Source organism: Rhodococcus sp. 14-2483-1-2 (assembly GCF_002259405.1).
In the GTDB taxonomy this organism is placed as follows: Bacteria; Actinomycetota; Actinomycetes; order Mycobacteriales; family Mycobacteriaceae; genus Rhodococcoides.
This window is the reverse complement of sequence record NZ_NPFW01000009.1, coordinates 1-22,635: the sequence shown is the minus strand read 5'-3', so window position 1 is coordinate 22,635 and position 22,635 is coordinate 1. Positions and strand designations below refer to the sequence as shown.

At 65.4% G+C, this 22,635-nt stretch carries 23 protein-coding genes; 14 read left to right on the top strand and 9 right to left on the bottom strand.

What is annotated here, in order from left to right:
- Window positions 1-31: 31 nt before the first annotated feature.
- Window positions 32-796, bottom strand: coding sequence for an LLM class F420-dependent oxidoreductase (locus tag CH295_RS09165; RefSeq protein ID WP_094740484.1), 765 nt, complete (start codon window positions 794-796; stop codon window positions 32-34).
- 52 nt (window positions 797-848) lie between these two features.
- A complete protein-coding gene (locus CH295_RS09160) occupies window positions 849-1,358 on the bottom strand; it encodes a TIGR04338 family metallohydrolase (protein WP_094740483.1) in 510 nt (169 codons plus the stop codon).
- Window positions 1,359-1,456: 98 nt separating this feature from the next.
- Here CH295_RS09160 and CH295_RS09155 point away from each other — a divergent pair, with 98 nt between their 5' ends.
- The 6 genes from CH295_RS09155 to CH295_RS09130 all read left to right on the top strand — a co-directional run bounded on the left by CH295_RS09155 (window position 1,457) and on the right by CH295_RS09130 (window position 8,317).
- Complete coding sequence (locus tag CH295_RS09155; protein ID WP_094740482.1) at window positions 1,457-2,182, top strand: ATP-binding cassette domain-containing protein; 726 nt, start codon at window positions 1,457-1,459, stop codon at window positions 2,180-2,182.
- Complete coding sequence (locus CH295_RS09150) at window positions 2,179-2,928, top strand: ABC transporter ATP-binding protein (protein ID WP_094740481.1); 750 nt, start codon at window positions 2,179-2,181, stop codon at window positions 2,926-2,928. The genes CH295_RS09155 and CH295_RS09150 overlap by 4 nt, the downstream gene beginning before the upstream one ends.
- Window positions 2,929-2,945: 17 nt before the next feature.
- Window positions 2,946-4,424, top strand: coding sequence for an ABC transporter substrate-binding protein (locus tag CH295_RS09145; RefSeq protein ID WP_252341974.1), 1,479 nt, complete (start codon window positions 2,946-2,948; stop codon window positions 4,422-4,424).
- Window positions 4,425-4,427: 3 nt separating this feature from the next.
- On the top strand, window positions 4,428-6,179 hold the full coding sequence (locus tag CH295_RS09140; RefSeq protein WP_212556156.1) for an ABC transporter permease subunit: 1,752 nt from the start codon (window positions 4,428-4,430) through the stop codon (window positions 6,177-6,179).
- Complete coding sequence (locus CH295_RS09135; protein WP_094740479.1) at window positions 6,176-7,441, top strand: MDR family MFS transporter; 1,266 nt, start codon at window positions 6,176-6,178, stop codon at window positions 7,439-7,441. The genes CH295_RS09140 and CH295_RS09135 overlap by 4 nt, the downstream gene beginning before the upstream one ends.
- 63 nt (window positions 7,442-7,504) lie before the next feature.
- A complete protein-coding gene (locus tag CH295_RS09130) occupies window positions 7,505-8,317 on the top strand; it encodes a MerR family transcriptional regulator (protein ID WP_094632224.1) in 813 nt (270 codons plus the stop codon).
- On the opposite strand, the gene CH295_RS09125 is transcribed toward CH295_RS09130, so the two are convergent.
- Window positions 8,318-9,136 (bottom strand): DUF2786 domain-containing protein, encoded by an 819-nt coding sequence (locus CH295_RS09125; RefSeq protein WP_094740592.1) that lies wholly within the window; start codon window positions 9,134-9,136, stop codon window positions 8,318-8,320.
- A 188-nt stretch (window positions 9,137-9,324) separates the two neighbouring features.
- Here CH295_RS09125 and CH295_RS09120 point away from each other — a divergent pair, with 188 nt between their 5' ends.
- From CH295_RS09120 to CH295_RS27755, 4 genes are read left to right on the top strand one after another with little or no spacing between them, the layout of a single operon-like run.
- Window positions 9,325-10,605, top strand: a complete 1,281-nt coding sequence (locus CH295_RS09120; RefSeq protein WP_037195231.1) for an ABC transporter substrate-binding protein — start codon at window positions 9,325-9,327, stop codon at window positions 10,603-10,605.
- Between the two features lie 14 nt (window positions 10,606-10,619).
- Window positions 10,620-11,666: a carbohydrate ABC transporter permease gene (locus CH295_RS09115; protein WP_170945836.1), complete on the top strand. Its 1,047-nt coding sequence runs from the start codon at window positions 10,620-10,622 to the stop codon at window positions 11,664-11,666.
- A complete protein-coding gene (locus CH295_RS09110; protein WP_027495053.1) occupies window positions 11,663-12,484 on the top strand; it encodes a carbohydrate ABC transporter permease in 822 nt (273 codons plus the stop codon). The genes CH295_RS09115 and CH295_RS09110 overlap by 4 nt, the downstream gene beginning before the upstream one ends.
- The gene (locus tag CH295_RS27755; RefSeq protein WP_170945835.1) at window positions 12,481-12,654 is read left to right on the top strand and encodes a hypothetical protein; all 174 of its coding nucleotides are present in this window, start codon (window positions 12,481-12,483) and stop codon (window positions 12,652-12,654) included. The genes CH295_RS09110 and CH295_RS27755 overlap by 4 nt, the downstream gene beginning before the upstream one ends.
- Here CH295_RS27755 and CH295_RS09105 read toward each other — a convergent pair.
- Together CH295_RS09105 and CH295_RS09100 are read right to left on the bottom strand one after the other, a co-directional pair.
- The gene (locus CH295_RS09105; RefSeq protein ID WP_094740478.1) at window positions 12,638-13,522 is read right to left on the bottom strand and encodes a LysR family transcriptional regulator; all 885 of its coding nucleotides are present in this window, start codon (window positions 13,520-13,522) and stop codon (window positions 12,638-12,640) included. The two genes, CH295_RS27755 and CH295_RS09105, sit on opposite strands and share 17 nt — an antisense overlap.
- A complete protein-coding gene (locus CH295_RS09100) occupies window positions 13,513-13,932 on the bottom strand; it encodes an MmcQ/YjbR family DNA-binding protein (RefSeq protein WP_094740477.1) in 420 nt (139 codons plus the stop codon). The genes CH295_RS09105 and CH295_RS09100 overlap by 10 nt, the downstream gene beginning before the upstream one ends.
- 108 nt (window positions 13,933-14,040) lie before the next feature.
- Between CH295_RS09100 and CH295_RS09095 the strand changes: the two genes are divergently transcribed.
- On the top strand, window positions 14,041-14,391 hold the full coding sequence (locus tag CH295_RS09095; RefSeq protein WP_094740476.1) for a nuclear transport factor 2 family protein: 351 nt from the start codon (window positions 14,041-14,043) through the stop codon (window positions 14,389-14,391).
- A gap of 95 nt (window positions 14,392-14,486) precedes the next feature.
- On the opposite strand, the gene CH295_RS09090 is transcribed toward CH295_RS09095, so the two are convergent.
- From CH295_RS09090 to CH295_RS09080, 3 genes are all read right to left on the bottom strand, one after another.
- Window positions 14,487-15,569 (bottom strand): inositol-3-phosphate synthase, encoded by a 1,083-nt coding sequence (locus CH295_RS09090; protein ID WP_032396939.1) that lies wholly within the window; start codon window positions 15,567-15,569, stop codon window positions 14,487-14,489.
- On the bottom strand, window positions 15,562-16,152 hold the full coding sequence (locus CH295_RS09085; protein WP_094632231.1) for a PadR family transcriptional regulator: 591 nt from the start codon (window positions 16,150-16,152) through the stop codon (window positions 15,562-15,564). The genes CH295_RS09090 and CH295_RS09085 overlap by 8 nt, the downstream gene beginning before the upstream one ends.
- A gap of 264 nt (window positions 16,153-16,416) precedes the next feature.
- Window positions 16,417-16,947 (bottom strand): GNAT family N-acetyltransferase, encoded by a 531-nt coding sequence (locus CH295_RS09080; protein WP_094740475.1) that lies wholly within the window; start codon window positions 16,945-16,947, stop codon window positions 16,417-16,419.
- A 170-nt stretch (window positions 16,948-17,117) separates the two neighbouring features.
- On the opposite strand from CH295_RS09080, the gene CH295_RS09075 reads away from it, so the two are divergent.
- The 3 genes from CH295_RS09075 (at window position 17,118) to CH295_RS09060 (ending at window position 21,985) form a co-directional block, all read left to right on the top strand.
- The gene (locus CH295_RS09075) at window positions 17,118-17,549 is read left to right on the top strand and encodes a DUF5318 domain-containing protein (RefSeq protein ID WP_170945834.1); all 432 of its coding nucleotides are present in this window, start codon (window positions 17,118-17,120) and stop codon (window positions 17,547-17,549) included.
- Between the two features lie 750 nt (window positions 17,550-18,299).
- The gene (locus CH295_RS09065) at window positions 18,300-20,408 is read left to right on the top strand and encodes a transglycosylase domain-containing protein (protein WP_094632235.1); all 2,109 of its coding nucleotides are present in this window, start codon (window positions 18,300-18,302) and stop codon (window positions 20,406-20,408) included.
- 113 nt (window positions 20,409-20,521) lie between these two features.
- Window positions 20,522-21,985, top strand: coding sequence for a glycosyltransferase family 87 protein (locus CH295_RS09060; RefSeq protein WP_094740590.1), 1,464 nt, complete (start codon window positions 20,522-20,524; stop codon window positions 21,983-21,985).
- Here CH295_RS09060 and CH295_RS09055 read toward each other — a convergent pair.
- The coding region (locus CH295_RS09055; protein WP_170945833.1) for a TerD family protein at window positions 21,960-22,635 on the bottom strand (676 nt) is incomplete at its 5' end. The two genes, CH295_RS09060 and CH295_RS09055, sit on opposite strands and share 26 nt — an antisense overlap.

Sequence of the window (22,635 nt, the reverse complement as noted above, 5' to 3'; positions counted from 1 at the left end):
GGTTTCGCTCAACGAACTGGAGTGGGCTGGCTTACTTGTGCGCGTCCCGCCACGCGATGGCCTGGCCCAGCTCGGCCAGGTCGTACTCGGGTCCGTTGACGCCGACGGTGAACAGCGTTGCTCCGGCGTCGACGAAGTCCTGAGCGGTGTCCGCGCCGGGCCACGAGACCGACCGGGTGATCCCCGAGACGTCGCGTCCGACGGTGGTGCCGTGCTCGGCGAGGATCTCCGACTTGCGCTTCAACGCCTCGAGGTCGGCGAAGCTGTGCCAGATGTGTGCGTACTCGGCCACCATCTTCAGCGTCTTCTTCTCCCCGCCGCCGCCGATGAGGATCGGGATGTCGCGGGTGGGGGCCGGATTTCCGACGTCGAGGCGGTGGCGGATTCTGGCGAGGCTCTCTTTCAGCAATGCCAGACGCGAACCGGCCGTGCCGAACTCGTAGCCGAAGTTGTCGTAGTCCTTCTCGTTCCAGCCGGCGCCGATTCCGAGGATCAAGCGGCCCCCGCTGATGTGGTCGACGGTGCGCGCCATGTCGGCCAACAGATCCGGGTTGCGGTAACCGCCGCCGGTGACGAGTGCGCCGATCTCGACGTTCGACGTCTGCTCGGCCCAGGCACCGAGCATCGTCCAGCACTCGAAATGAGCACCGTCGAGATCGCCGTACAGCGGGTAGAAGTGGTCCCAGTTGAAAACGATGTCGACGCCCGCATCCTCCGACCGCAACACCGCGTCGCGGATGAGTTGGTAATCGGGAGCGTGCTGGGGCTGAAGCTGAACACCGATCTTGACGGTCATGAAGGTCTCCTCGTCGTGTGGGCTGCGTCTCCCATGATGCACCCGAAAACCACTAGCCGATGCGGACGCCGCTCTCGGCCATCATCGCCCGCAGCACGAACCCGGCCTCGGAGCCGACGATCTCGCTGACGAGCGTGATGTAGCGATCGACGAATGCGCCTCCGTGTTGCTGCTCGTTCTCGTCTGCGAAGTGGTGCGCAAGCTCGTGCAGAACCACCAGTTCTCGCAGCGCCCACGCTCTGTTGCCGTGATGCAAGGGAACGGCGATGGTGGCCGTGTCCGGTTCGTAGTGCGCAGCACCCGATCCCGAGCGGGCTCGGACGGTGATCGTGCGGCCGGCCTCGGGCCACGTGGCCGCCACCCACTCCAGTGCGAGTACTGCGTCGACGTACGCCTGCACCGAGCCGATGGAGGCGAACTTGCGCTCGATCGGCAGCGTGATCTGCGAACCCATCACCTGCACCATGCGAAGGCCCCGCTCCTCGGCGCGATCGAACATGGTGCGGACCAGTTGTTCTGCGTCGTAGACGGCCGCTCGCTGCGCGTCCCTCGCCCTGCTCATCCGGCCAGCCTAATTTGTGTGGTCCGTCCGGCTCGCCTACAGTCTTCTATCGATAACGATTGTCGAATTCGTTCACATGTCTAGGCTGAGGAGATACCGTGCTGGCCGTCGATGACCTCTGCATCGATGCCGGACGTACCCGCATCGCCCGGCACGTGTCCTTCGAGATCCCCGCGGGTCGACGCCTCGGCCTGCTGGGCGCGTCGGGATCGGGAAAGTCGCTGATCGCGTCGGCACTGGTCGGAGCGCTGCCACCGGGCATCACCTGCACCGGCCGCATCACCGTCGACGGCCACGACGTCGCCGGAGTTCCGACGCCCCGCAGGCCGCGCACCGCCCGACCGGCGATGGTCTTCCAGGATTCGGCCACCGCGCTGAACCCGATGGTCACCGTCGGAAGGCAACTACGCACGCCCGACGCCTCCGCACTGCTCGAGCGCGTGGGTCTGCGCGACACCGAACGCATCCTGGCCTCGCACCCCCTCGAGCTGTCCGGCGGCCAACGTCAACGCGTCTGTATCGCAGTCGCATTGGCGCGCGCGAGTTCACTGGTGATTGCCGATGAGCCGACGACGGCGCTCGACGTGATGAGCCAGGCGCGGGTTCTCGACGCTCTGCGGGAGGTGCCATCGCTGCTGATGATCACACACGACATCGCCGTCGCCGCGCGGCTGTGTGATTACCTGATGGTTCTCGATTCGGGGCGTATCGTCGAATCTGGCTCCACGGCAGCGATTCTCGGTAGTCCGGAGTCCGATCTCGTGGTACGCATGCTCGATCGAGCTCGCGCCGCCGACCCATTCCGTCAGCTGGTGGCGCGATGAGTGCGGGCTTGACGGCCACGGGTATCACTCGCACCTACGTTCGGCACGGCTCGTCTCGGACCGCAGTGGACGGTGTCTCGTTCTCGCTGCCGCCGGACGGTCGAACAGGAGTGGTCGGCGAATCCGGTTCGGGGAAGACCACGTTGTTGCGCATGCTGCTGGCGTTGGATGTGCCCTCTGAAGGAACCATCGAAGTGGACGGGCGCACAGTACGTCCCGGTTCCGTGCGATCGCTCCGATGGTTTCGCAGACTCGTGCAGTACGTACCCCAAGATCCTGCGACCAGCCTCGACCCACGCCGCAGTGTCCTGGATCTGGTGGCGACGCCGCTGCGACTCCTCGGCGTCGACGGCGATCATCGAGCCAAGGCAGGTGCCGCACTCGCTGCTGTAGGACTGGACGAGCGTTATCTGCAGCGCCGACCGCCGGAACTGTCCGGCGGTCAGAATCAACGCGTCGCGATCGCTCGTGCGGTGGCATGCGAACCGCAGTACCTGCTGGCGGACGAGCCGGTCAGCGGACTGGACCCTGATCTGCGCGAGCAGGTCCTCGCAGTCCTTGCGGGACTGCCCAGCGCAGTGCTGATCGTCAGCCACGACCTGTCGGCGGTCGCTCGACTGTGCAGCGACGTATCGGTCATGCACGACGGCCGGATCGTCGAAACCGGCGGCGTGCGAGACATTCTCACTGAACCGCAGCACTTCCGCACCCGAGATCTGATCGACGCCGTACCCCGGCTTGCATGATTATCACAGGAGATCCTTTGACTATTAACATGTTCCGCATCGGCACCCTGGCAGCGGTAGGCACCCTTACGCTCACCGGTTGCTTCTCGTCGGGTGCCGCCGACGACACCGCAGATCGGGCCCGCGTTGCGATGCTGCAACCGCCACGCTCGGGGCTCTCGCAGTTCAGCGACGATGCCTTCAAGCTCTCGCGCTGGTCCACCGCCGAAACTCTCGTCACCCTCGACGATCTCGGTGATGCCCAGCCTGGTTTGGCCACCGACTGGAGTCGCGTCGACGAGCGCACCTGGAGTTTCGACCTCCGACCCGACGTGAGGTTCCACAACGGTGCGCCACTCGACTCCGCCGCCGTCGTCACCGCACTGACTGCTGCCACTACCGCCGCGCCGAAGCCGCGCATCCTCGACGGTGTCGAGCTGACGGTGACCGCCGCCGACGACGACACGGTGGAGGTGGCCACCGAGGACATCGATCCGCTGGTGCCGCAACGACTCTCGAGCCCACAGCTCGCCATCCTGGCACCCGCGGCCTACTCTGCAGGCGGCAGCGACCCCGTCGGAACCGGCACCGGACCGTTCGTGCTCACCGCAGTGAACGGCACGTCCAGTGCCACGCTGGACCGCAACGAAAACTACTGGGGTGAGCCCGCGAAGCTCGCCGGCATCGACGTCGACTTCGTGCCCGACGGTACGGCCCGCGCAGCAGCGCTCCGCAACGGCACCGCCGATGTGGTGGAGGCCATTCCGGTGTCGCAGGCCGGCAACATCAACCCGTCACTGGTGCACGAGGTTCCGATGCCGCGCACCAACACCCTGTACCTGAACACGTCGGCCGGCGTATTCGCGGATCCGGCCATGCGCGCCGCCGCGCGGGAGTCGGTGGACAAGGATCGTCTGGTCGAGCAGGTCTACGAGGGCCGCGCAGACGCAGCGAACGGACTGCTCGGCCCCGCGCTGCCGTGGGCGGCGGACCGTCCCGCGCGCACCGAGACACCGGCGGGCGATGCGACCGGCAAGAAGATCACTCTCGCCACCTTCACCGACCGTGCCGAACTCCCCGAGGTCGCCGTACTGCTGCAGCAGGAACTCGAGGCGAAAGGCTTCGTGGTCGAGCAGGTGGTGCGCGAGTACCAGTTCATCGAAACCGACGCTCTCAGTGGCGCATTCGATGCCTTCATCCTCTCCCGCGCGACCGTGCTCGATTCCGGTGATCCGGTGGCATACATGTACTCCGACTTCGCCTGCGAGGGATCGTTCGACATCTCCCAGTTCTGCGACCCGCAGGTGGACGAGGCGCTGGCGAGCGCCTCGGCCACCGAGCCCGGAGACGACCGCCGCGCCGCGATCCTGGACGCCGAGAAGCTGATCCTGGAGAAGGATGCGGCTGTGCCGATGCTGCACGAACGCGTCATCCAGGGCGAATCCGCAGGCCTCACCGGTGTCGCCCGCGATCCGCGGGAACGCACGCTCATCACCAACCAGACCGCCTTCGAGTAAGCAGTGAGAACAACCGTCTCGCGTCTGGTTGCCGTCACCGGTGTCGTCATCCTCGTGGGGATGCTGCCGTGGCTGTCGAATCGCGATCCGGCACTGAGCATTCTGCGGGCCCGCTCGGCCGAGCAGGAAGCAACCCCCGAGGCACTGAACGCAATTCGCCGCGATTTGGGACTCGATGCGGGGCCGTGGCGAATGTTCTGGGACTGGCTCACCGGCATCGCGTCGGGCAATCCCGGAACATCGTGGAACACAGGGCAGCCGGTGCTGCCAGGGGCGCTCGATGCGCTACTGGTGTCGATGACGCTGATGGGCTTCGCGATGCTCGTTGCGATCGCCGTCGCCGCCCTCGTGGTCGTCCCCAGCGTGCGGGCCGGACTGCGCGGCACCCCGAAACGTACGGGTGGCGGTGTCGCCGCAGCGCTGACCTCGATGCCGGAGTTTCTGCTCGCGTCGGTACTCGTTGTTCTCGGTGCCGTGTGGTTGTCGTTTCCGGCCTACGGCTGGAGTGGTCCCGAGTACGCGGTGCTACCTGCGCTCGCGCTCGGGTTGCCTGCGGGCGGGCTGATCGGGCGACTGCTCGCCGACGCGATCGCCGTCACCTTCACCGAGGGGTGGGTCATCACGTGGACGGTCGCAGGCTTCTCGCGGCCCCAGATCGCCGGGGCGGTCCTGCGCCGCGCCCTTCCGGGGCTCGCGTCGCAGATCGGTCTGGTCATGGTGGCCATGACCGGCGGCGCAGTGGCCGTCGAAAAGGTCTTCGCCATACCGGGATTGGGCCGCACCACTCTGGGCGACGCGCAGTCGCAGGATCTTCCCGCCCTGCAGATCGACATCGTTCTTCTACTGGCCGTCAGTGCTGCTCTCGGTGTCGCGGCCGAACTGGCCCGACGGCTGCTGCTCGGCAGCGCACTGCACGAGAAGGCGATGCCCATCCCGTCCGGCGTCTTTCATCCGTCGCCGCGACGGTGGTTGGTGCCGATCGCTGCGGCGTCCGTCCTACTGGTCATGGTGCTTGCCGGACTCCCTCGCGACGGCCAGGCGACGACGCGGGAGAAGTTCGCGGCCCCATCAGCGGCCCACCCCTTCGGAACGGACGCGTCGGGTCGAGATCTGTTGGCCCGCGTCGCCGAGGGCGCACTGCGGTCGATCGGTCTGTCGCTGGCTGTCACGCTCGGGGCCCTGGTGGTCGGCGTGCTGCTGGGACTGGTTCCGCGGGCATCGCGTGGTCTGGTCGAGGTGACCAATGCGGCACCGCCGGTGGTCACCGGCATTCTGATCGCAGCGATCTGGGGTCCGAGTGCAGGCGGGGCGGCCGTCGCGGTTCTCATCGTCACGTGGGCTCCGCTCGCCGCGCACACTGCCGCTCTCGTCGAGGAGACCCGCGCTCGGCCGTACATCTCCATCCTGCCGACACTCGGGGCAGGGAACGCGCGAATCCTGTTCGGCTCCATCGTGCCCAGCGTCGTTCCGGTAGTGCTGCGGCACGCCATGATTCGGCTGCCCGGCGTCGCTCTCGCTCTCGCGGCCCTCGGGTTCCTCGGCCTCGGACCGCAACCCCCCACTGCGGATTGGGGATTGATACTGTCCGACGGGGTCGCGGCCGTCGAGCGAGCACCCTGGGTCACCGCCGCTCCGCTCGCGTCCTTGATTGCACTGGCGGTTCTCGCAGTCTCGCTCGCCGGTGCCACCTCGGGGCGTGTGCGCAAGACCGGTAGCGTCGTCGAGAAAGTCGATGCAGGAGGGCGCGTTACATGAGTTCGAGGACCGACAGGTCGCCGACGCGATGGCGGTGGTCGTTTCTGGTCGATCTGCGGCGCGCCACCCCCACCGTCCGTTTGCTCGTCCTCACCCAAATGACCTTCAACATCGGCTTTTTCATGGTGTTGCCCTACCTGTCGGTGCATCTGACGGGCGACCTCGGGCTCGGTGCCGCACTCGTCGGAGTGGTCCTCGGGATCAGGACCTTCTCGCAGCAGGGACTGTTCTTCGTCGGTGGCACCCTCGCCGATCGATGGGGCATCAAACCGGTCGTTCTCGTCGGCTGTGCTCTGCGGGTACTGGGATTCGTGGGTCTCGCTTTCGCCGATTCGCTGCCTGCCGTGCTGATCGCCACGGTGGCGATCGGATTTGCGGCCGCATTGTTCTCTCCCGCAGTCGAATCCGCAGTGGCGATCGAGGCGGGCAAGAGTGAACGCGACGGCGGACCAACCCGTGTCGAGAGCTTCGCGCTGATGTCGGTGTGCAGTCAGATCGGCTCGTTCACCGGCCCACTCGTCGGATCGGTACTGCTGCTCGTCGATTTCAGGATCGCGTGCCTCGTGGCTGCGGCGATCTTCGTTCTGGTCATCGCCGCTCACGTGCGGTGGCTGCCGCGTGAGCGCGGCGAACATCGTGACGACCCATGGCTGTCGGGCTGGACCGACGTGGTGCGCAACCGGACCTTCGTGCTGTTCGCGGTGGCGATGAGCGCGCAATTGGTGGCCTACAACCAGCTGTACCTGCTGCTGCCTCTCGAGGTCGAACGCGCCTGGGGCTCGCAGACCGTGCTGGGCTGGTTCTTCGCGATCTCGGCAGTACTGGTGGTGTCGGCGCAACTGCCCATCACCCGACGCGTCGCCGGGGTATCACCGCGGGTCACGTTGCCGATCGGATTCGCCGTCATGGCTGCGTCGTTCGCGCTCGTCGCGGCCACCTCCCCCCTCGAGCTGCAGGGCGTGGTGGGTCTCGTCCCGGCCGCCCTGTTCGTCCTGCTGCTGGCACTGGGTCAGATGATCGCCATGCCACAGGCCAGGGATCTGGTGCCGCGCATGGCCGCCGAACGTCGACTGGGCTCGTACTACGGATTCATGGCCTCACTCGGGGGCATCGGCGTGCTCATCGGATCGACCGCACTCGGTGTGGTGATCGACGCCGCCCCCGACACCGGCTGGGGCGCAGCCATCCCGTGGCTGGTCGCGGCCCTGTTCCCCATCGCCAGCGTCATCGGACTTCGGTTGGTGCTCGCGCGCCTCGACTGACCCGTCACGCTCCTCCTCGGGGAGAGTCGACTCTCCCCCACCGGGAGGGGTCAGAATGTCGACATGAACGGATTGCTGACGATCGGCGAGTTCTCTCGCATCACGCACCTGTCGGTCAAGACTCTGCGGCGCTATCACGAGTCCGGGTTGCTCGAACCTGCCACCGTCGACGACTTCACCGGCTACCGGTACTACGCCACGGATCAGGTCGCCACGGCGCAGATCATCAGACGGTTCCGCAGCATGCAGATGCCCGAGCGTGAGGTGCGGGCGATCGTCACCACGCCGGATCCCGACGCCCGAGCCCGGTTGATCACCGAACACCTCACTCGGCTCGAGCGGCAGTTGGACGACACCCGATCAGCGGTGACGGCGCTGCGCCGGTTGTTGGATCCGACACCGCCCACTATCGAGGTGCGACGCATACTCACCGAACAGTGTTCGGTCGCAGCCGTTTCCGAGGTGGTCGACGCGTCCGAGGTGCTCGGCTGGTACAGCACGGCGATGGCCGAGATCGATGCGGCCGGAGTCGAGCCGACGGGTCCTGCGGGTGGGTTGTACGACAACGAGTTGTTCACCGAGGGCCGCGGGATCATGACGGTGTACATTCCCACGCTGAATACGCTGTCTGTCAACAGGATTCGGCCGCTGACGCTGCAGCCCACCGAACTCGCCGTGACGGTACATCACGGGCCTCATGACGACATCGACGTCACCTACGGCGCTCTCGGGGTGTACGTCGAGACCAACGGCCTCGCCATCGCGGGGCCCGTTCGCGAGGTCTACGCCGTCGGGCCACGCGATACCGAGGATTCGACGTCGTGGCGCACCCACATCGGATGGCCGGTATTCGCGGCCTCGGCCCGAACGCAGTAGTCAGCGACCCAACTGCCTGCTCGCTCCGTCGATTTCTGCATGACCACCGATTCTTGCGTTTCGCCCCGCTCGATCCCCGGCCCTTCGGGCACCCTCGGAGTAGCCGGCGTTGGCGCTCTGGCCCCGCCAGTGTCCGCGCGCGGTCGATGTCTGTCGGTAGTAGTCGCGTAGTTCGATCTCTTTGTTGCGCAACACCAGTGCCGTCCCAGCACCCTGTTGTTCCTGCTCGATGGCCTTGGCCTCGGTGTCCTTCTTCACTTCGCCGAGCCGTTGACCGATGCGCGACGCGAACGCGGTCTGAAAGTTCAGCCGTGCCGTCACGGCAGCGACGGGCACTTCCTCGCGCCGGGTGTAGCGTCGACGATTCTTGATTTCGGTGACGGTGCGGATGGCTGTCTCGGATCGGTAGGCACCGGACTTGATGTACGCGTCCGAGGCTCGCACCATCTGAATCAGCAGCGAGGAATAGAGGGCCTCGGTGGTCTCGATGTCGGAGTCGAAACCGTAGGCGAACACCTGCGTCGACGATCGGGACACGTCGCACTGGACGTCGTTGGCGTGGGCGATGGCCACGAACAGTTGCACATAGGTCTTGAGCCCACGCTTGCCCGGCTCTCCGATGGGGACGACCTTCTGGCTGGGCGTCGACTGCCGCTCCCTGGACGCACTGTGCGAACGAGCAACCGCCAGATCGACCGACGCCGACGTGGCCAAACGCTGAGCTGCCTCCATGAAGGCCTCGGCCTCGTGTGGATTGTCGGTGGACTCGGCCTGGCGTAGCAGTCCGCCGATCCGCGTCAGCATCTTGTCCGAACTCATGAGCGAGAGGCTACCGGCCGACTCCGACACATCCGGGTTGACCGATTCAGGAACGCGATAACGACCACCATTCGGTGCATTGTGTGCCACAGTTCCCATCGACATATGTGTCGGGGGAGCATCACAGCACGATTCTGCGGGTCTATCTCCGGGCGCATACCACCGTGTAGAAGTTAGTGGAGAAAACAATGGCGTCTTTGATCACGAAGGTGGCGGTGGTTGCTACGGCAGCCACGCTGCTGACGCTCACCGGTTGTTCGAGCGACAGCGGTTCGAGCGGCGATTCGGGTGCTGCATCCGAAAACGCCGACGGCCGTGGACCTATCACCTATGTAGAGGGCCAGGACACCACCGAGACCGGTGTCGTCCAGCAGATCATCTCGGAGTGGAACTCCAGCCACCCCGACGAGCAGGTCACCTTCAAGGAACAGTCCGCCGACGCCGATCAGGCTCACGACGACTTCGTGCAGCAGTTGCAGGCTCAGCAGAGCGACTACGACGTGATGGCACTCGACGTCGTCTGGACCGCCGAGTTCGCGGCCAAGGGCTGGCTCGTGCCGCTGGAGGGCGAGTTCGCACTCGACAACGCAGGCGTTCTCCCCGCGACCGTCGCCAGCGCAACCTACAACGGCACGCAGTACGCCGCGCCGAAGAACACCAACGGCGGACTGCTCTACTACCGCAGTGATCTGCTCCCCGAGGCGCCCACCACCTGGGCCGAGCTCACCGAGGATTGCCAGGTCGCCCGGGACAACAACATCGATTGCTACGCCGGGCAATTCGCCCCGTACGAAGGTCTGACGGCCAACGCGTCGGAGATCATCAACGCGCACGGCGGATCGATCGTCGCCGAAGACGGCAAGACCCCGACCGTCGACAGCCCGGAGGCCAAGGCCGGACTGCAGACCCTCGTCACCGCGTTCGAGACCGGCGTCATCCCGGCCCAGGACACCACGTTCAAGGAGTCCGAGAGCCAGCAGGCGTTCCAGGACGGTCAGACCTTGTTCCTGCGTAACTGGCCGTACGTCTACGGCACCGCGGCGGAGGAAGGCTCGGCTGTGGCCGGCAAGTACTCGGTCGCACCGCTTCCCGGAGTCACCGGAGTCGGCACCTCGACGCTCGGTGGATACAACGCCGCGATCAGTGCGTACTCCGAGAACAAGGCCACTGCTGCCGACTTCCTGCGGTTCCTGCAGGGTGAGCAGGCTCAGCGCATCATCGCCGAGGGCGCACTGCCGCCCGTGCTCTCGTCGCTGTACGACGATCCCGCACTGATCGCCGCGATGCCGTACCTTCCCGCATTGAAGGCATCCATCGAGAACGCAGTTCCGCGTCCCGTCACCCCGTTCTACCCGGCCGTCTCGAAGGCAGTGCAGGACAACGTTTCTGCCGCCATCAAGGGTGAGAAGAGCGTCGACCAGGCGATCACGGACATGCAGGCCGGTATCGAAACCGCCGGCGCCAACTGATTTCGGGAGAACCAATGGCTGTACCTGCTGGTGTGACCAGTGGGGCCGCCGCAACCACCGCGGCCGGGGGCTCGTCCCCCGGCCGCGGTCGGCATGTGCGGTCCAAGAACAAGCGGTTCGGCCTGACGCAGGGTCGGGCGTGGCTGTTGATCGCACCGACGATGGTGATCCTCGCGATCGTCATCGTCTACCCGGTGATCCGTGCGCTGGTGATGTCCTTCTCCAAGGATCCCGGTCTCGATCCCTCCACCGGCATGTTCGTCTCCGGCGGTTCTGCCGGCTTCGACAACTACACGCATTGGCTTCTGCAGCAGTGCACCTCGGCGTCGGGCACATCGGTGCCCTGCCCGCCGGGAACCCTCGGTTCTCAGTTCTGGGGTGCGGTCGGAAACACGGCGTTCTTCACCGTCGTGACGGTGTCCATCGAGGTGGTCATCGGCTTCGCAATGGCAGTGATCATGGGCAAGACCTTCGCCGGACGAGCCCTGCTGCGCGCCGCGATCCTGATTCCCTGGGCGATCCCGACGGCCGTCACGGCCAAGCTCTGGTACTTCATCTTCGCGTACGACGGCATCGCCAATCGCATTCTGGGAACCAACATTCTGTGGACCGGCGACGCCTGGCCCGCTCGTTTCGCCGTCATCATCGCCGACGTGTGGAAGACGACGCCGTTCATGGCGCTGCTGATCCTGGCCGGGTTGCAGATGATTCCCACCGACGTCTACGAGGCGGCTCGCGTGGACGGCGCGTCGGCGTGGCAACGGTTCACCAAGATCACACTGCCATTGGTCAAGCCCGCGTTGATGGTGGCAATTCTGTTCCGCACCATGGACGCGCTGCGTATGTACGACTTGCCGGCCATCCTCACCGAGGGCAATCCCGCCACGCGGACCATCTCGATTCTGGTGGTGGATCAGATTCGGCAGGGATTCAACAGTGCTGCGTCGTTGTCGACCATCTCGTTCATCATGATCTTCGTCGTGGCGTTCATCCTGGTGAAGTTCCTCGGTGCCAATGCCGTTGCCACTCAGGACAATCAGCGCAAGGGGCCCGGCCGGTGAAGCAAGCTCGCATCTATCTCGGTGTCGTCGTCATTCTCGTCTGGGGACTGGCACCGTTCTATTGGATGGTCGTTACCGCATTCCGCGACCCGCGGTACACCTTCGACACGACGCCCTGGCCGACGCACGTCACGTGGGAGAACTTCGAGAACGCGTTGTCGACGGCGAACGGCAACAATTTTCTGCGTGCGGTCGGCAACAGCCTGATCGTGGGCGGCGCGACCACGCTGATCGCGTTGGTCATCGGCATCTTCACGGCATACGCGCTCTCGCGCATCGACTTTCGCTTCAAGTACGTGGTGACGGGCATCATCCTGGGTGCGTCGATGTTCCCCGTGGTCGCTTTGGTGACCCCGCTGTTCCAGTTCTTCACCAACATCGGCTGGATCGGCAGCTACCAGGCGATGGTCATCCCGAACATCTCGTTCGTCCTACCGCTGACGATCTATACGCTGGCGGCGTTCTTCGCCGAATTGCCCTGGGAGCTCGAAGAAGCCGCACGGATCGACGGTGCCGGACGATTCCAAGCGTTTCGACTGGTGATGCTCCCACTCGCAGCACCTGCGTTGTTCACCACCGCGATCCTCGCGTTCATCGCCGCGGTGAACGAGTACCTGCTCGCCAGTCAGCTCTCGAGTGACAGGACCGAACCGGTGACCGTGGCCATCGCGCGGTTCACCGGTAACGATCCGCTCGTGGTGCCGTATGCCGCGATCATGGCCGCGGGCACCATCGTGGCCATTCCCCTGGTGATCATGGTGCTGCTGTTCCAGCGCCGCATCATCTCCGGACTGACGGCGGGCGGCGTCAAGTCGTGACGGCGCAGGACCACCTTCAGTTGCTCGCGGGGATCCTCGGGTTCTTCGCGCTCTTGGCTCTGATCGTTGCCGTCGTCGGGATCATCGGGGGTGATCCCGGTGTGGTGCCGTCAGTGGCGCTGCTGGGTCTGTTGATCGCACTGTGGTTCACCGTCAAGAGGATTCGCTGAAGCTGCGCGTCGCCACCGCAACCAATTCGGTCAGCGCCGGACCCATTCTGGGCCGCCACACCAGTGCCAGTAGCGCGGTGGTGTGCGAGTCCGTGAGCTCGACCGCGACGAGCTTGTCGCCGTAGAACTCCGCCATCGATGCGCTGAGGATCGCCACCCCCAAGCCGCGGGCAGCGAGGTCGGCCACGGCGTCGGGAGCGCTGGCCCGCAACGTGATCTGCGGTGCGAGGCCTTCTCCGTAGCAGTCCCGGTCGAACACGGCACGGATCCCGGTGCCGGGGGGAAGGGCGATGATCGGGTGTTCACACACCTGCGCCAACGTCGCCGTGTCCTGTGCTGCCAGAGGATGCTGCGGTGGAACGGCCGCAACGATCCGCTCCTCGATCACCACCATCGATTCCACTCCGTCCGGCACCCGAGCTGCGACACCGACCAGTGCGATGTCGAGTTCTCCGGCGCGCACATCGGCCACCAGTCGGTCCGAGTTGTCCTCGTGGAGAGCAAGTTCGACGCCAGGGTGCGCCGAATGGAAGCGGGCCAATGCGTCGAACAGTTGTGGGACGGTGCAGGCGGTGACCATCCCGACGCGCAGCGATCCGCGCAGGAGTCCGGCAACGTCGTCGACGGATTGCTTGACCGAGCCGGCAGCGGCCAGCGTCGCACGGGCTTGCGGCAGCGCGGCCTGACCTGCGGTGGTCAATGTTGCTGTGCCACCTGATCTGTCGATCAACTCGGCTCCGAGTTCGCGTTCGAGCGCTCGGATCTGGGCGCTGACGCCGGATTGGCTGATGTGCACTCTGGCTGCGGCGCGAGTGAAGTTCGCTTCCTCGGCCACCGCGACGAAGTACTCCAGCTGTCTCAATTCCATTGCTGAACCCCCAGATTCGGGCCCTCACCGGCGTCGAGTCTGGTGATGTTTCGCTTCGGGGCTGTGACGCGGTAGCTGCAGTCGATCAGTTCGGCGGCCTCGGCCCAGAGTTCGTCGTCGGCATCACTGAGGTCGAATCCCACCCAGCCGGCGGGGCCGAGGTAGGCGGGGTGGAAGTAGCGGGGTTCGAGTTCGCAGGCGCGCTGTTCCTCGGCGCTCTCGCATTTGACGAGGATCGAGAGGTCGTATTGGTCGCCGCCCTTGACGCCACCGCCGAAGTAGACGAACACCGAGGCCGTGCGGAAGGTCGGACGTCCGTGGGAGATCTTCTCGGACACCTCTGGATAGGCGAACGCCAGTGCGCGGACGCGTTCGAGGACCGGATGCGTGGAAGTGGGATCGATGGCCACCGGAGAACGATAGCGCGTATTGCCTAGCTGCAGTTATGAGTAGAAGTTCTGATGATGATCGCAACCAACTGTTGGACTTCTGGATCGGCCAGTTCGAGACTCGATGTCATGACACAGACACCGAAAGAAGTTGCAGCGACCTACTTCGAGGCCTGGAGGAGCAGAGATTTCGACACCCTGGCGTCGATCCTGCACGAGGACGCGACGTTCCGGGGCCCACTGGGCACAGCAGCCAACGGCGCGGAATGTGTGGCCGGATTGAAAGGAATGTCGGAGATCGTCACCGGCATCGACATCGCCCACGTCTTCGTCGATGGCCCGAACGTACTGACGTGGTTCGATCTGCACACGTCCATCGCATCTCCGGCGAGCACCGCCAATTGGCAGCGAATCGAGGACGGAAAAATCAAGCAAATCACGGTGACATTCGATCCGCGAGAAATCACCGCAGCCGGATAAGCGAACGCCCGCCGGTACTCAATGTGACATTTGGTGGCCTTTTGGGGGGTCAATGTCACGTTGAGTGGACCGGCGGGCGTCAGTGCCGCTGGGGTTTACGCGTCGATGATGAACGCTTCGAGTTGTTCGCGAGCGACGTCGTCGGCCAGCTGCTTCGGCGGGCTCTTCATCAGGTAGGCCGAAGCCGGGATGACCGGTCCACCGATGCCGCGGTCCTTGGCGATCTTGGCGGCGCGGACTGCGTCGATGATGACGCCTGCAGAGTTGGGCGAGTCCCATACTTCGAGCTTGTACTCGAGGCTCAGGGGAACGTCACCGAAGGCGCGGCCTTCGAGGCGGACGTAGGCCCACTTGCGGTCGTCGAGCCAGCCGACGTGGTCGGACGGTCCGATGTGGACGTCCTTGGCGTTGAATTCCTTCTGGAGGTTCGACGTCACGGCCTGGGTCTTGGAGATCTTCTTCGACTCGAGGCGGGTGCGCTCGAGCATGTTGAGGAAGTCCATGTTGCCGCCGACGTTGAGCTGCATGGTGCGGTCGAGCTGCACACCGCGGTCTTCGAAGAGCTTGGCCATGACGCGGTGGGTGATGGTGGCACCGACCTGGCTCTTGATGTCGTCGCCGACGATGGGGACGCCTGCGTCCTCGAACTTCTTGGCCCAGACGGGATCCGATGCGATGAAGACGGGCAGCGCGTTGACGAAGGCGACGCCTGCGTCGATGGCGGCCTGTGCGTAGAACTTGTCGGCTTCTTCGGATCCGACGGGGAGGTAGGAGACGAGCACGTCCACCTTGGCGTCGCGCAGGGCCTGCGCCACGTCGACGGCGTCGCCGTCGGCCTCGGTGATGGTCTCGCGGTAGTACTTGCCGAGGCCGTCGAGGGTCGGTCCGCGCAGGACGTGGACGTCCTTCGGGGGCACGTCGGCGATCTTGATGGTGTTGTTCTCACTGGAGAAGATGGCCTCGGAGAGATCGAAGCCGACCTTCTTGGCGTCCACGTCGAACGCGGCGACGAACTCGACGTCGCGGACGTGGTACTTGCCGAACATGACGTGCATGAGGCCGGGGACGGTGGCGTTCTCGTCCGCGTCCTTGTAGTACTCGACACCCTGGACCAGGGATGAGGCGCAGTTGCCCACACCCACAATGGCCACGCGGATTGCGTTGTTGTTCTCACCCATGGTCGGGTTCTCCTTCTGTCTTGACTGTCCTGTTTGGTGCTGTGTGGGACGGTGCTGGGTTGGGTTCGGCCTGCTCGGCTGCGATGACTTCGTTGAGCCAGCGCACCTCGCGTTCGCTCGATTCGAGACCGAGCTGGTGTAGCTGCCTGGTGTAGCGGTCGAGTGTCCCGTTCGCCTTGGCCACAGCGTCGCGGAGGCCTTCTCGGCGCTCCTCGACCTGGCGACGTCTGCCTTCGAGAATGCGGACTCGAGCTTCCGCGGGAGTCCGACTGAAGAAGGCAAGATGTACGCCGAATCCGTCGTCGGTGTAGTTCTGCGGTCCGGTGTCGGCCACCAGTTCGGCAAATCGTTCCCTGCCGAGAGGGGTGAGCTGATACACCCGTTTTGCTCGTCTCTTCACGAGCAAGTCGGGACCGGCGTCCTCGGCGATGAGACCGTCGGTTTGAAGTCGACGGAGTGCCGGGTACAGCGATCCGTACGAAAACGCTCGAAAAGCTCCGAGCAGGCCGGTCAGCCGCTTGCGGAGCTCGTAACCGTGCATGGGTGATTCGAGAAGCAGTCCGAGAATTGCGAGCTCGAGCATGCAACTCCCCCTTCTCGAATCCAAACGATCACATCATGGCGATGCGATTGACCGCACTATCGGAGAATGTATCGCGCCGATACATATTCTGACAACTCGGTGCGGAGTATCGGCAGAGCGATCCCGAGCGGACCGGTCGACACCACGACCGCGTGACGACCTCGATCGACGGCGACAAGTCCATAGACGCATCGCCGACGGATGAGTCCGCTCGCGACTGCAATCGTGGATTGGCCTGCACCGCGAGGCAGACGGATGATCGGTTCAGCGAACCGGTGCCACCATGAGTACTGCGTCGACTCGGTACTCGCCCCACTGCTGCGCAGCCGTCCCGATTCGGTGCCAGCCTCGCCTGCGGTAGAAGCCGAGAGCGGCGCTGCTCGGATCGACGAGCAGCACCGGTGCCTGTCCTTCGTCCCGTGCCGCATTCACTGCATGTGCGAGCAACGTCGTTCCGCTGCCCGGTACGGAGCCGTCGGTCACCAACCGCGACACGACAGCGAGTCGATCGGCAGCGACCCCGGTTGCTCGCTGCCACTGTGCGCTCGCATCGTCCGCACCGGGATCCTGTTCCGGTGATGCCGTCGGGTGCAGCGCTACATGTCCGACGACGGCGTTCTCGTATTCGGCGACCCAGGCTGCGAGTTCGTTCGGTGCAGCAAGCCAGTCGGCTCGCACCGCAGCTGCGCGCATGGGATAGCGCTGCGTTTCGTGCGTACGTTGCAGGATGGGTAGGAGGGTGCTCAGGTCACTGTCCCGTCGGGGCCGCACGTGGATTCCCGATGTGGCGAACATGCGAGCGAGTGTAGGGACCGGACGGACCTGGGCGCCGCGGATCGAGCCCTGCACGCAGCGATCGTCGGCACAGGTGGAGCGCAGTGTCCCGAGGCCGAAACAGGACCTGCTCGCTGCCGAGGCGGGGTTCGCAGGTCCGCATCGGAGGGGCCGCACGTACTCTGGTCCTCGTGCGACTTCAGCGACAGGTGGTGGACTACGCCCTTCAGCGTCGGTCGCTGCTGGCCGAGGTCTACTCCGGTAGGACGGGTGTCGCAGCGGTCTGTGATGCAGATCCGTACCTGCTTCGCGCTGCCAAGTTCCATGGACGTGGCAGCGACGTGGTGTGCCCCATCTGCCGCAAGGAGCAGCTCACGCTGGTGTCCTGGGTGTTCGGCGAGAAGCTCGGGGCCCTGTCCGGGTCGGCGAGAACAGCGGACGAACTCGTCCGCCTCGCGTCGACCCAGGAGGAGTTCTCGGTCCATGTGGTCGAGGTGTGTAGGTCGTGCAGTTGGAACCACCTCGTCCAGTCCTATGTCCTCGGGGCCGTCCCCGCGCCCAAGCAACCCCGTCGTCCGCGGTCGGGTTCCCGTCAACCGAACCGTCGAACAGCGAGTGAGTGACACAATCGCTCTGCCTATCTCGTCCACCGAGAATTCGACGCGGCCGCCGAAATTACTGGAGATTCGTACGTGAGTTCCCCCTACGACAACAACCCGGGTAGCAACGAACCGGGCCGTAGCGACTCCGGACGGCGTCCCGACGTGCCCGGGCCGCCCCGCGGCAGTCGACACTCCGATCCACCCGGGCGTCGCCCGGTACCCCCTCCCGGCCAGCGTCCTACGCCGCCGCAGGGTCGTCCTCCGATGCCTCCTCCCGGTCAGCGTCCGGGACCTCCTCCGGGTCAGCGTCCGGGACCCCCTCCCGGTCAGCGTCCGGGACCTCCTCCGGGTCAGCGTCCGGGACCCCCTCCCGGTCAGCGTCCGATGCCGCCGCAGGGTCGTCCTCCGATGCCTCCTCCCGGTCAGCGTCCGGGACCTCCTCCCGGTCAACGCCCGATGCCTCCGCAGGGTCGTCCTCCGATGCCGCCGCAGAGCCGACCCGTTCAGGGCAGGCCGCCGGTGGATCCGGTGAGTGGACGTCCTGCAGGCGAACGTCCCTACGGCGAGCGTCGGTACGGAGAGCCGCCCATCGCGCCTCCGGTTCGATCCGCTGCCCCGACGGGCGTCACTCGGTCCGGCTCTGTGCCACCACCCCACGAACCGAACGATCCATCAGTTCTCTCCTCGGGCAGCGAACCGCCCGAGCCGCCCGAAAGAGGTCCCGCCGCGAAAACGAAGAAGAAGTCCAAGTGGCGGGTCGTTCGACGCACGATGTACGCGTTGATCGCCCTGGGTCTTATCGTGCCGATCCTGGCGTTCATGGTGGCGTACACCGTCGAGGACGTGCCGCGTCCCGGCGACATCAGGACCAACCAGGTCGCCACGATCTTCGCCGCCGACGGCTCGAGTGTGCTCGGCAAGGTGGTGCCACCCGAGGGCAACCGCACCGATGTGACGATCGACCAGATTCCGGAGCATGTGCGTAACGCCGTGCTCTCGGCCGAGGACCGCGATTTCTACTCCAATCCCGGATTCTCGGTGACTGGCTTCGGCCGAGCCGTCCGTGACAATGTGCTCGGACGCGACAGCGCCGGCGGCGGTTCGACCATCACTCAGCAGTACGTGAAGAACGCGTTGGTCGGTAACGATCGGACGCTGACCCGCAAGATGCGTGAGCTGGTCATCTCCTCGAAGATGGCGCGTCAGTGGTCCAAGGACGACATTCTCGCTGCGTATCTCAACACCATCTACTTCGGTCGCGGTGCGTACGGCATCGCAGCGGCGTCGACGGCGTATTTCGGCAAGTCCGTGGATCAGCTCTCCGTCGAAGAGGGTGCGGTCCTGGCGGCGGTCATCCAGCAGCCGTCCAATCTCGATCCCGAGTTCAACCCCACCGGCGCGCAAGCTCGCTGGGACTACGTGCTCGACGGCATGGTCTCGCAGGGGCAGCTCGACGCGACCCAGCGGGGAGCGATGATGTTCCCGGCAGTGGTCCCGAGCGCACAGGTCGATACCGGCGACGCCCAGGATGCCGGGCCGGACGGCTTGATCAAGGCCCAGGTGCTGCGCGAGCTGTCCGCTGTCGGTATCAGTGATCAGGACCTCAACACCGAGGGCCTGCAGATCACCACGACCATCGATCCGAAGGCCCAGGCGGCCGCGGTGGATGCCGCGACCAGCAATCTCGAGGGTGAACCGTCCGAGCTGCGGACGGCCTCGGTGTCGATCGATCCGCGCACCGGTGCAGTTCGCTCGTACTACGGCGGCGCGGACGGTCGAGGATTCGACTTCGCCCAGTCCGGCTTGCAGACCGGATCGTCGTTCAAGGTGTTCGGTCTGGCGGCTGCGCTGGATCAGGGCATTCCGCTCTCGAAGATGTACGACAGCTCCCCGCTCGACGTCAACGGCATCGAGATCAGCAACGTCGAGGGCGCCTCCTGTGGAACGTGCACCATCGCCGAAGCGCTGAAGCGTTCTCTGAACACCAGCTTCTATCGAATGATGCTCGGGATGGACAACGGCCCGCAGGCCATCGCGGACATGGCGCACAAGCTCGGTATCCCGCAGGAGATCGAGGGCGTCGGCCCCACCCTGACCGAGCCCGACAACGCAGGCCCCAACTACGGAGTCGTGCTCGGCCAGTACCAATCTCGCGTCATCGACATGGCCTCGGCCTACGCGACACTGGCTGCGTCCGGGGTTTATCACACGCCGCACTTCGTCCAGAAGGTCGTCACCGCCGACGGCACCGTGCTGCTCGACCGTGCTCCCGAAGCCGGCCAGCAGGTCGTCTCGGCCGCGGTCGCGGACAACGTGACCTCGGCGATGCGCCCGATCGCCGGCTACTCCAACGGTCACAACCTCGCAGGCGGTCGCCAGTCGGCAGCCAAGACCGGTACCGCTCAGCTCGGAGACACCGGGCAGAACAAGGACGCCTGGATGGTCGGTTACACGCCGTCGCTGTCCACCGCCGTGTGGGTCGGTACCGAGCAGGGTCTGCCGCTGGAGAACAGCTACGGCGGACCGATCTACGGATCGGGCATACCGTCGGACATCTGGAAAGACACGATGGACGGCACGTTGGAAGGCACCTCGAACGAGACCTTCCCGACGCCCGAGGCCATTGCGGGTCAGGCCGGTGTGCCGCAGTACTCCGCTCCGGCCCCGACGGCCACGGTGGCACCATCGACAGCTCCGCCGCAGGTGACCTTGCCGATTCCGACGGAGATCTCGCCGCCGGTCGTCATCACTCCGCGGCAGGTCGAGATTCTGCCCGGCGTGACCATCCCGTTGCCCGGACTGGCACCGGCGCAGCCCGCAGAACCCGAACCGGCGGCACCTGAACCGGCAGCGCCCGAACCGGCAACGCCCGGGCAGTAGCGACGCCGGCGGTGACGACCGAACCCGACCGCAAGGGTCGAGCAGTGGCGAGCCCGGGTCGCCTCGATTCGGCGAGCGCCGCCGACCGCGACCTGCCCAGTCGGACCGATCCGATGACCGAGGAACTGTCCTCGGTCATCGGCGGTCCGATCGGGAAGCACGCGCTGGTCGGTCGGCAGCGCTGGTTCACCGCGCTACGGGTCGTTCTGCTGCTGGCGGTGATCTTCCTGAGCTTCGGTTGGTTCGCCAAGGCTGCGTGTATCCAGCAGGCACCGGTGGGACCGGGCGGCGAACTCGGACTCGATTGGAGTGGCAGTCGTCAGTACGTGGCGATGTGCTATTCCGACACCGTGCCGCTCTACGGGGCGGAACGACTCGATCAAGGTGCGTTCCCGTACAAGAAGTCCTGGGAAGAAACCAAGGCCGACGGGTCGAGTCAGATTCGGTACATGGAGTACCCGGTGATCGCGGGGCTCTACCAGTACGGCTCCATGGTCGTCGGAAAGGCCTGGAACTCACTGAGTTTCCTCCCGCAGGCGTTGCCGGTCGTCGTCTACTTCAACGTGGTTGCCCTGGGCCTGGCCGTCGCCTGGTTGGTCACCGTGTGGGCCACCGCCATAGCTGCCGGACGCCGTATCTGGGATGCCGCCCTCGTGGCGGTGTCGCCGCTGGTGATCGTGCACGGATTCACCAATTTCGACGCTCTCGCAACGGCTTTCGCGCTCACCGGTTTGCTGGCGTGGGCCAAGAAGCGGCCGGTTCTGGCCGGGGTTCTGATCGGTCTCGGCGGTGCCACCAAGCTCTATCCCCTCCTGTTCCTCGGACCCCTGCTGGTGCTGTGCTGGCGCACCGGCAAGATGCGGGAGTGGGGCATCACTGCGTGCGCCGCGATCGGTGCCTGGCTGGCGGTCAATCTTCCTCTCGCGCTGCTGTATCCGTCGGGGTGGTACGAATTCTTCCGGCTCAATTCCGAGCGCGGTGCCGACCCGGATTCGCTGTACAACGTCGTCACCTCGTTCACCGGCTGGACCGGTTTCGACGGTCCCCTGTACCCGGGCGACAAACCGTTGGTGCTCAATGCCGTGACGCTCGTGTTGTTCGCCCTCGTGTGTGCGCTCATCGCGTACATCGGCACGACGGCACCGACGCGGCCGCGGCTCGCGCAACTGGTGTTCCTCGTGGTCGCCGGGTTCCTGCTCACCAACAAGGTATGGAGCCCGCAGTATTCGCTGTGGCTGGTTCCGCTGGCCGTACTGGCACTACCGCATCGTCGAATTCTGTTGGCGTGGATGACGATCGACGCATTCGTCTGGTTCCCGCGGATGTACTACTACTTGGGTGTGGAGAACAAGGGCCTCCCCGAACAGTGGTTCACCGCGACCGTCGTGGTGCGCGATGTTGCCGTGATCGGGTTGTGCGCGTTGATCGTTCGGCAGATCTACCGTCCGGCCGAGGATCTGATTCGAAACGGCAGCGCCGTCGACCCGCTCGGTGGCGTGCTCGACGGCGCTGCAGATCGGACCGCTTCGGATCGGACCGCCCGGCGACCGGTCACATATAGCGGCCGAGCTGTTTGACGGCTTCACCGGCGTGCTTGGCCTGGATGCCGTCGCCGATGGCCTGGAGCTTCCATTCACTGCCCTGGCGGTACACCTTCGCCATCACCAGACCGGTGAACGGCATGCCACCCTGCAGGGTGAAGCGGGCCAGTTCGGTGTTGGTGGTGTTGTCGACCAGACGGCAGAAAGCGTTCGCGACCTGCTCGAACGTCTGACCGCGGTACGAGGTCACCGTCAAGACGATGCCGGTCACGTGCTTGGGCACCCGCGTCAGGTCGACCACGATCACCTCGTCGTCGCCCTCGCCCTCGCCGGTGAGGTTGTCGCCCTGGTGCACGATCGAACCGTCCTTGGCATTGAGCTGCCCGTAGTAGACGACATCGTTGACGTTGCGGTCGGCGAGCATGATCGCCGACGCGTCGAGGTCGATGTTCGCGGCTCGGCCGCCGCCGCCGAACAATCCGCCCTTCTTCGGAGTGGTCACCGGGTCCCAGCCGAGGCCCATTCGGATGACCGTCAGAGCCACGCCGCCGTCCTTGCGCAGGGTGACCTTCTGGCCCTTCGTGAGGCTGACGGGCCTGGCCTTGGTGAGGCTGACTTCCGGAGCCTCGGTGCGGACCGGGGCGGCGGGTGGTGCGGGCGGCGCAGCAGGCGGCGGTGGACCGACT

Bases quoted from the DNA above. Each gene is read 5' to 3' on its own strand.
- CH295_RS09165 (WP_094740484.1), bottom strand. From the start codon at position 796: ATGACCGTCAAGATCGGTGTTCAGCTTCAGCCCCAGCACGCTCCCGAT.
- CH295_RS09160 (WP_094740483.1), bottom strand. From the start codon at position 1,358: ATGAGCAGGGCGAGGGACGCGCAGCGAGCGGCCGTCTACGACGCAGAA.
- CH295_RS09150 (WP_094740481.1), top strand. From the start codon at position 2,179: ATGAGTGCGGGCTTGACGGCCACGGGTATCACTCGCACCTACGTTCGG.
- CH295_RS09135 (WP_094740479.1), top strand. From the start codon at position 6,176: ATGAGTTCGAGGACCGACAGGTCGCCGACGCGATGGCGGTGGTCGTTT.
- CH295_RS09130 (WP_094632224.1), top strand. From the start codon at position 7,505: ATGAACGGATTGCTGACGATCGGCGAGTTCTCTCGCATCACGCACCTG.
- CH295_RS09125 (WP_094740592.1), bottom strand. From the start codon at position 9,136: ATGAGTTCGGACAAGATGCTGACGCGGATCGGCGGACTGCTACGCCAG.
- CH295_RS09120 (WP_037195231.1), top strand. From the start codon at position 9,325: ATGGCGTCTTTGATCACGAAGGTGGCGGTGGTTGCTACGGCAGCCACG.
- CH295_RS09115 (WP_170945836.1), top strand. From the start codon at position 10,620: ATGGCTGTACCTGCTGGTGTGACCAGTGGGGCCGCCGCAACCACCGCG.
- CH295_RS09105 (WP_094740478.1), bottom strand. From the start codon at position 13,522: ATGGAATTGAGACAGCTGGAGTACTTCGTCGCGGTGGCCGAGGAAGCG.
- CH295_RS09095 (WP_094740476.1), top strand. From the start codon at position 14,041: ATGACACAGACACCGAAAGAAGTTGCAGCGACCTACTTCGAGGCCTGG.
- CH295_RS09090 (WP_032396939.1), bottom strand. From the start codon at position 15,569: ATGGGTGAGAACAACAACGCAATCCGCGTGGCCATTGTGGGTGTGGGC.
- CH295_RS09085 (WP_094632231.1), bottom strand. From the start codon at position 16,152: ATGCTCGAGCTCGCAATTCTCGGACTGCTTCTCGAATCACCCATGCAC.
- CH295_RS09080 (WP_094740475.1), bottom strand. From the start codon at position 16,947: ATGTTCGCCACATCGGGAATCCACGTGCGGCCCCGACGGGACAGTGAC.
- CH295_RS09065 (WP_094632235.1), top strand. From the start codon at position 18,300: ATGTACGCGTTGATCGCCCTGGGTCTTATCGTGCCGATCCTGGCGTTC.
- CH295_RS09060 (WP_094740590.1), top strand. From the start codon at position 20,522: ATGACCGAGGAACTGTCCTCGGTCATCGGCGGTCCGATCGGGAAGCAC.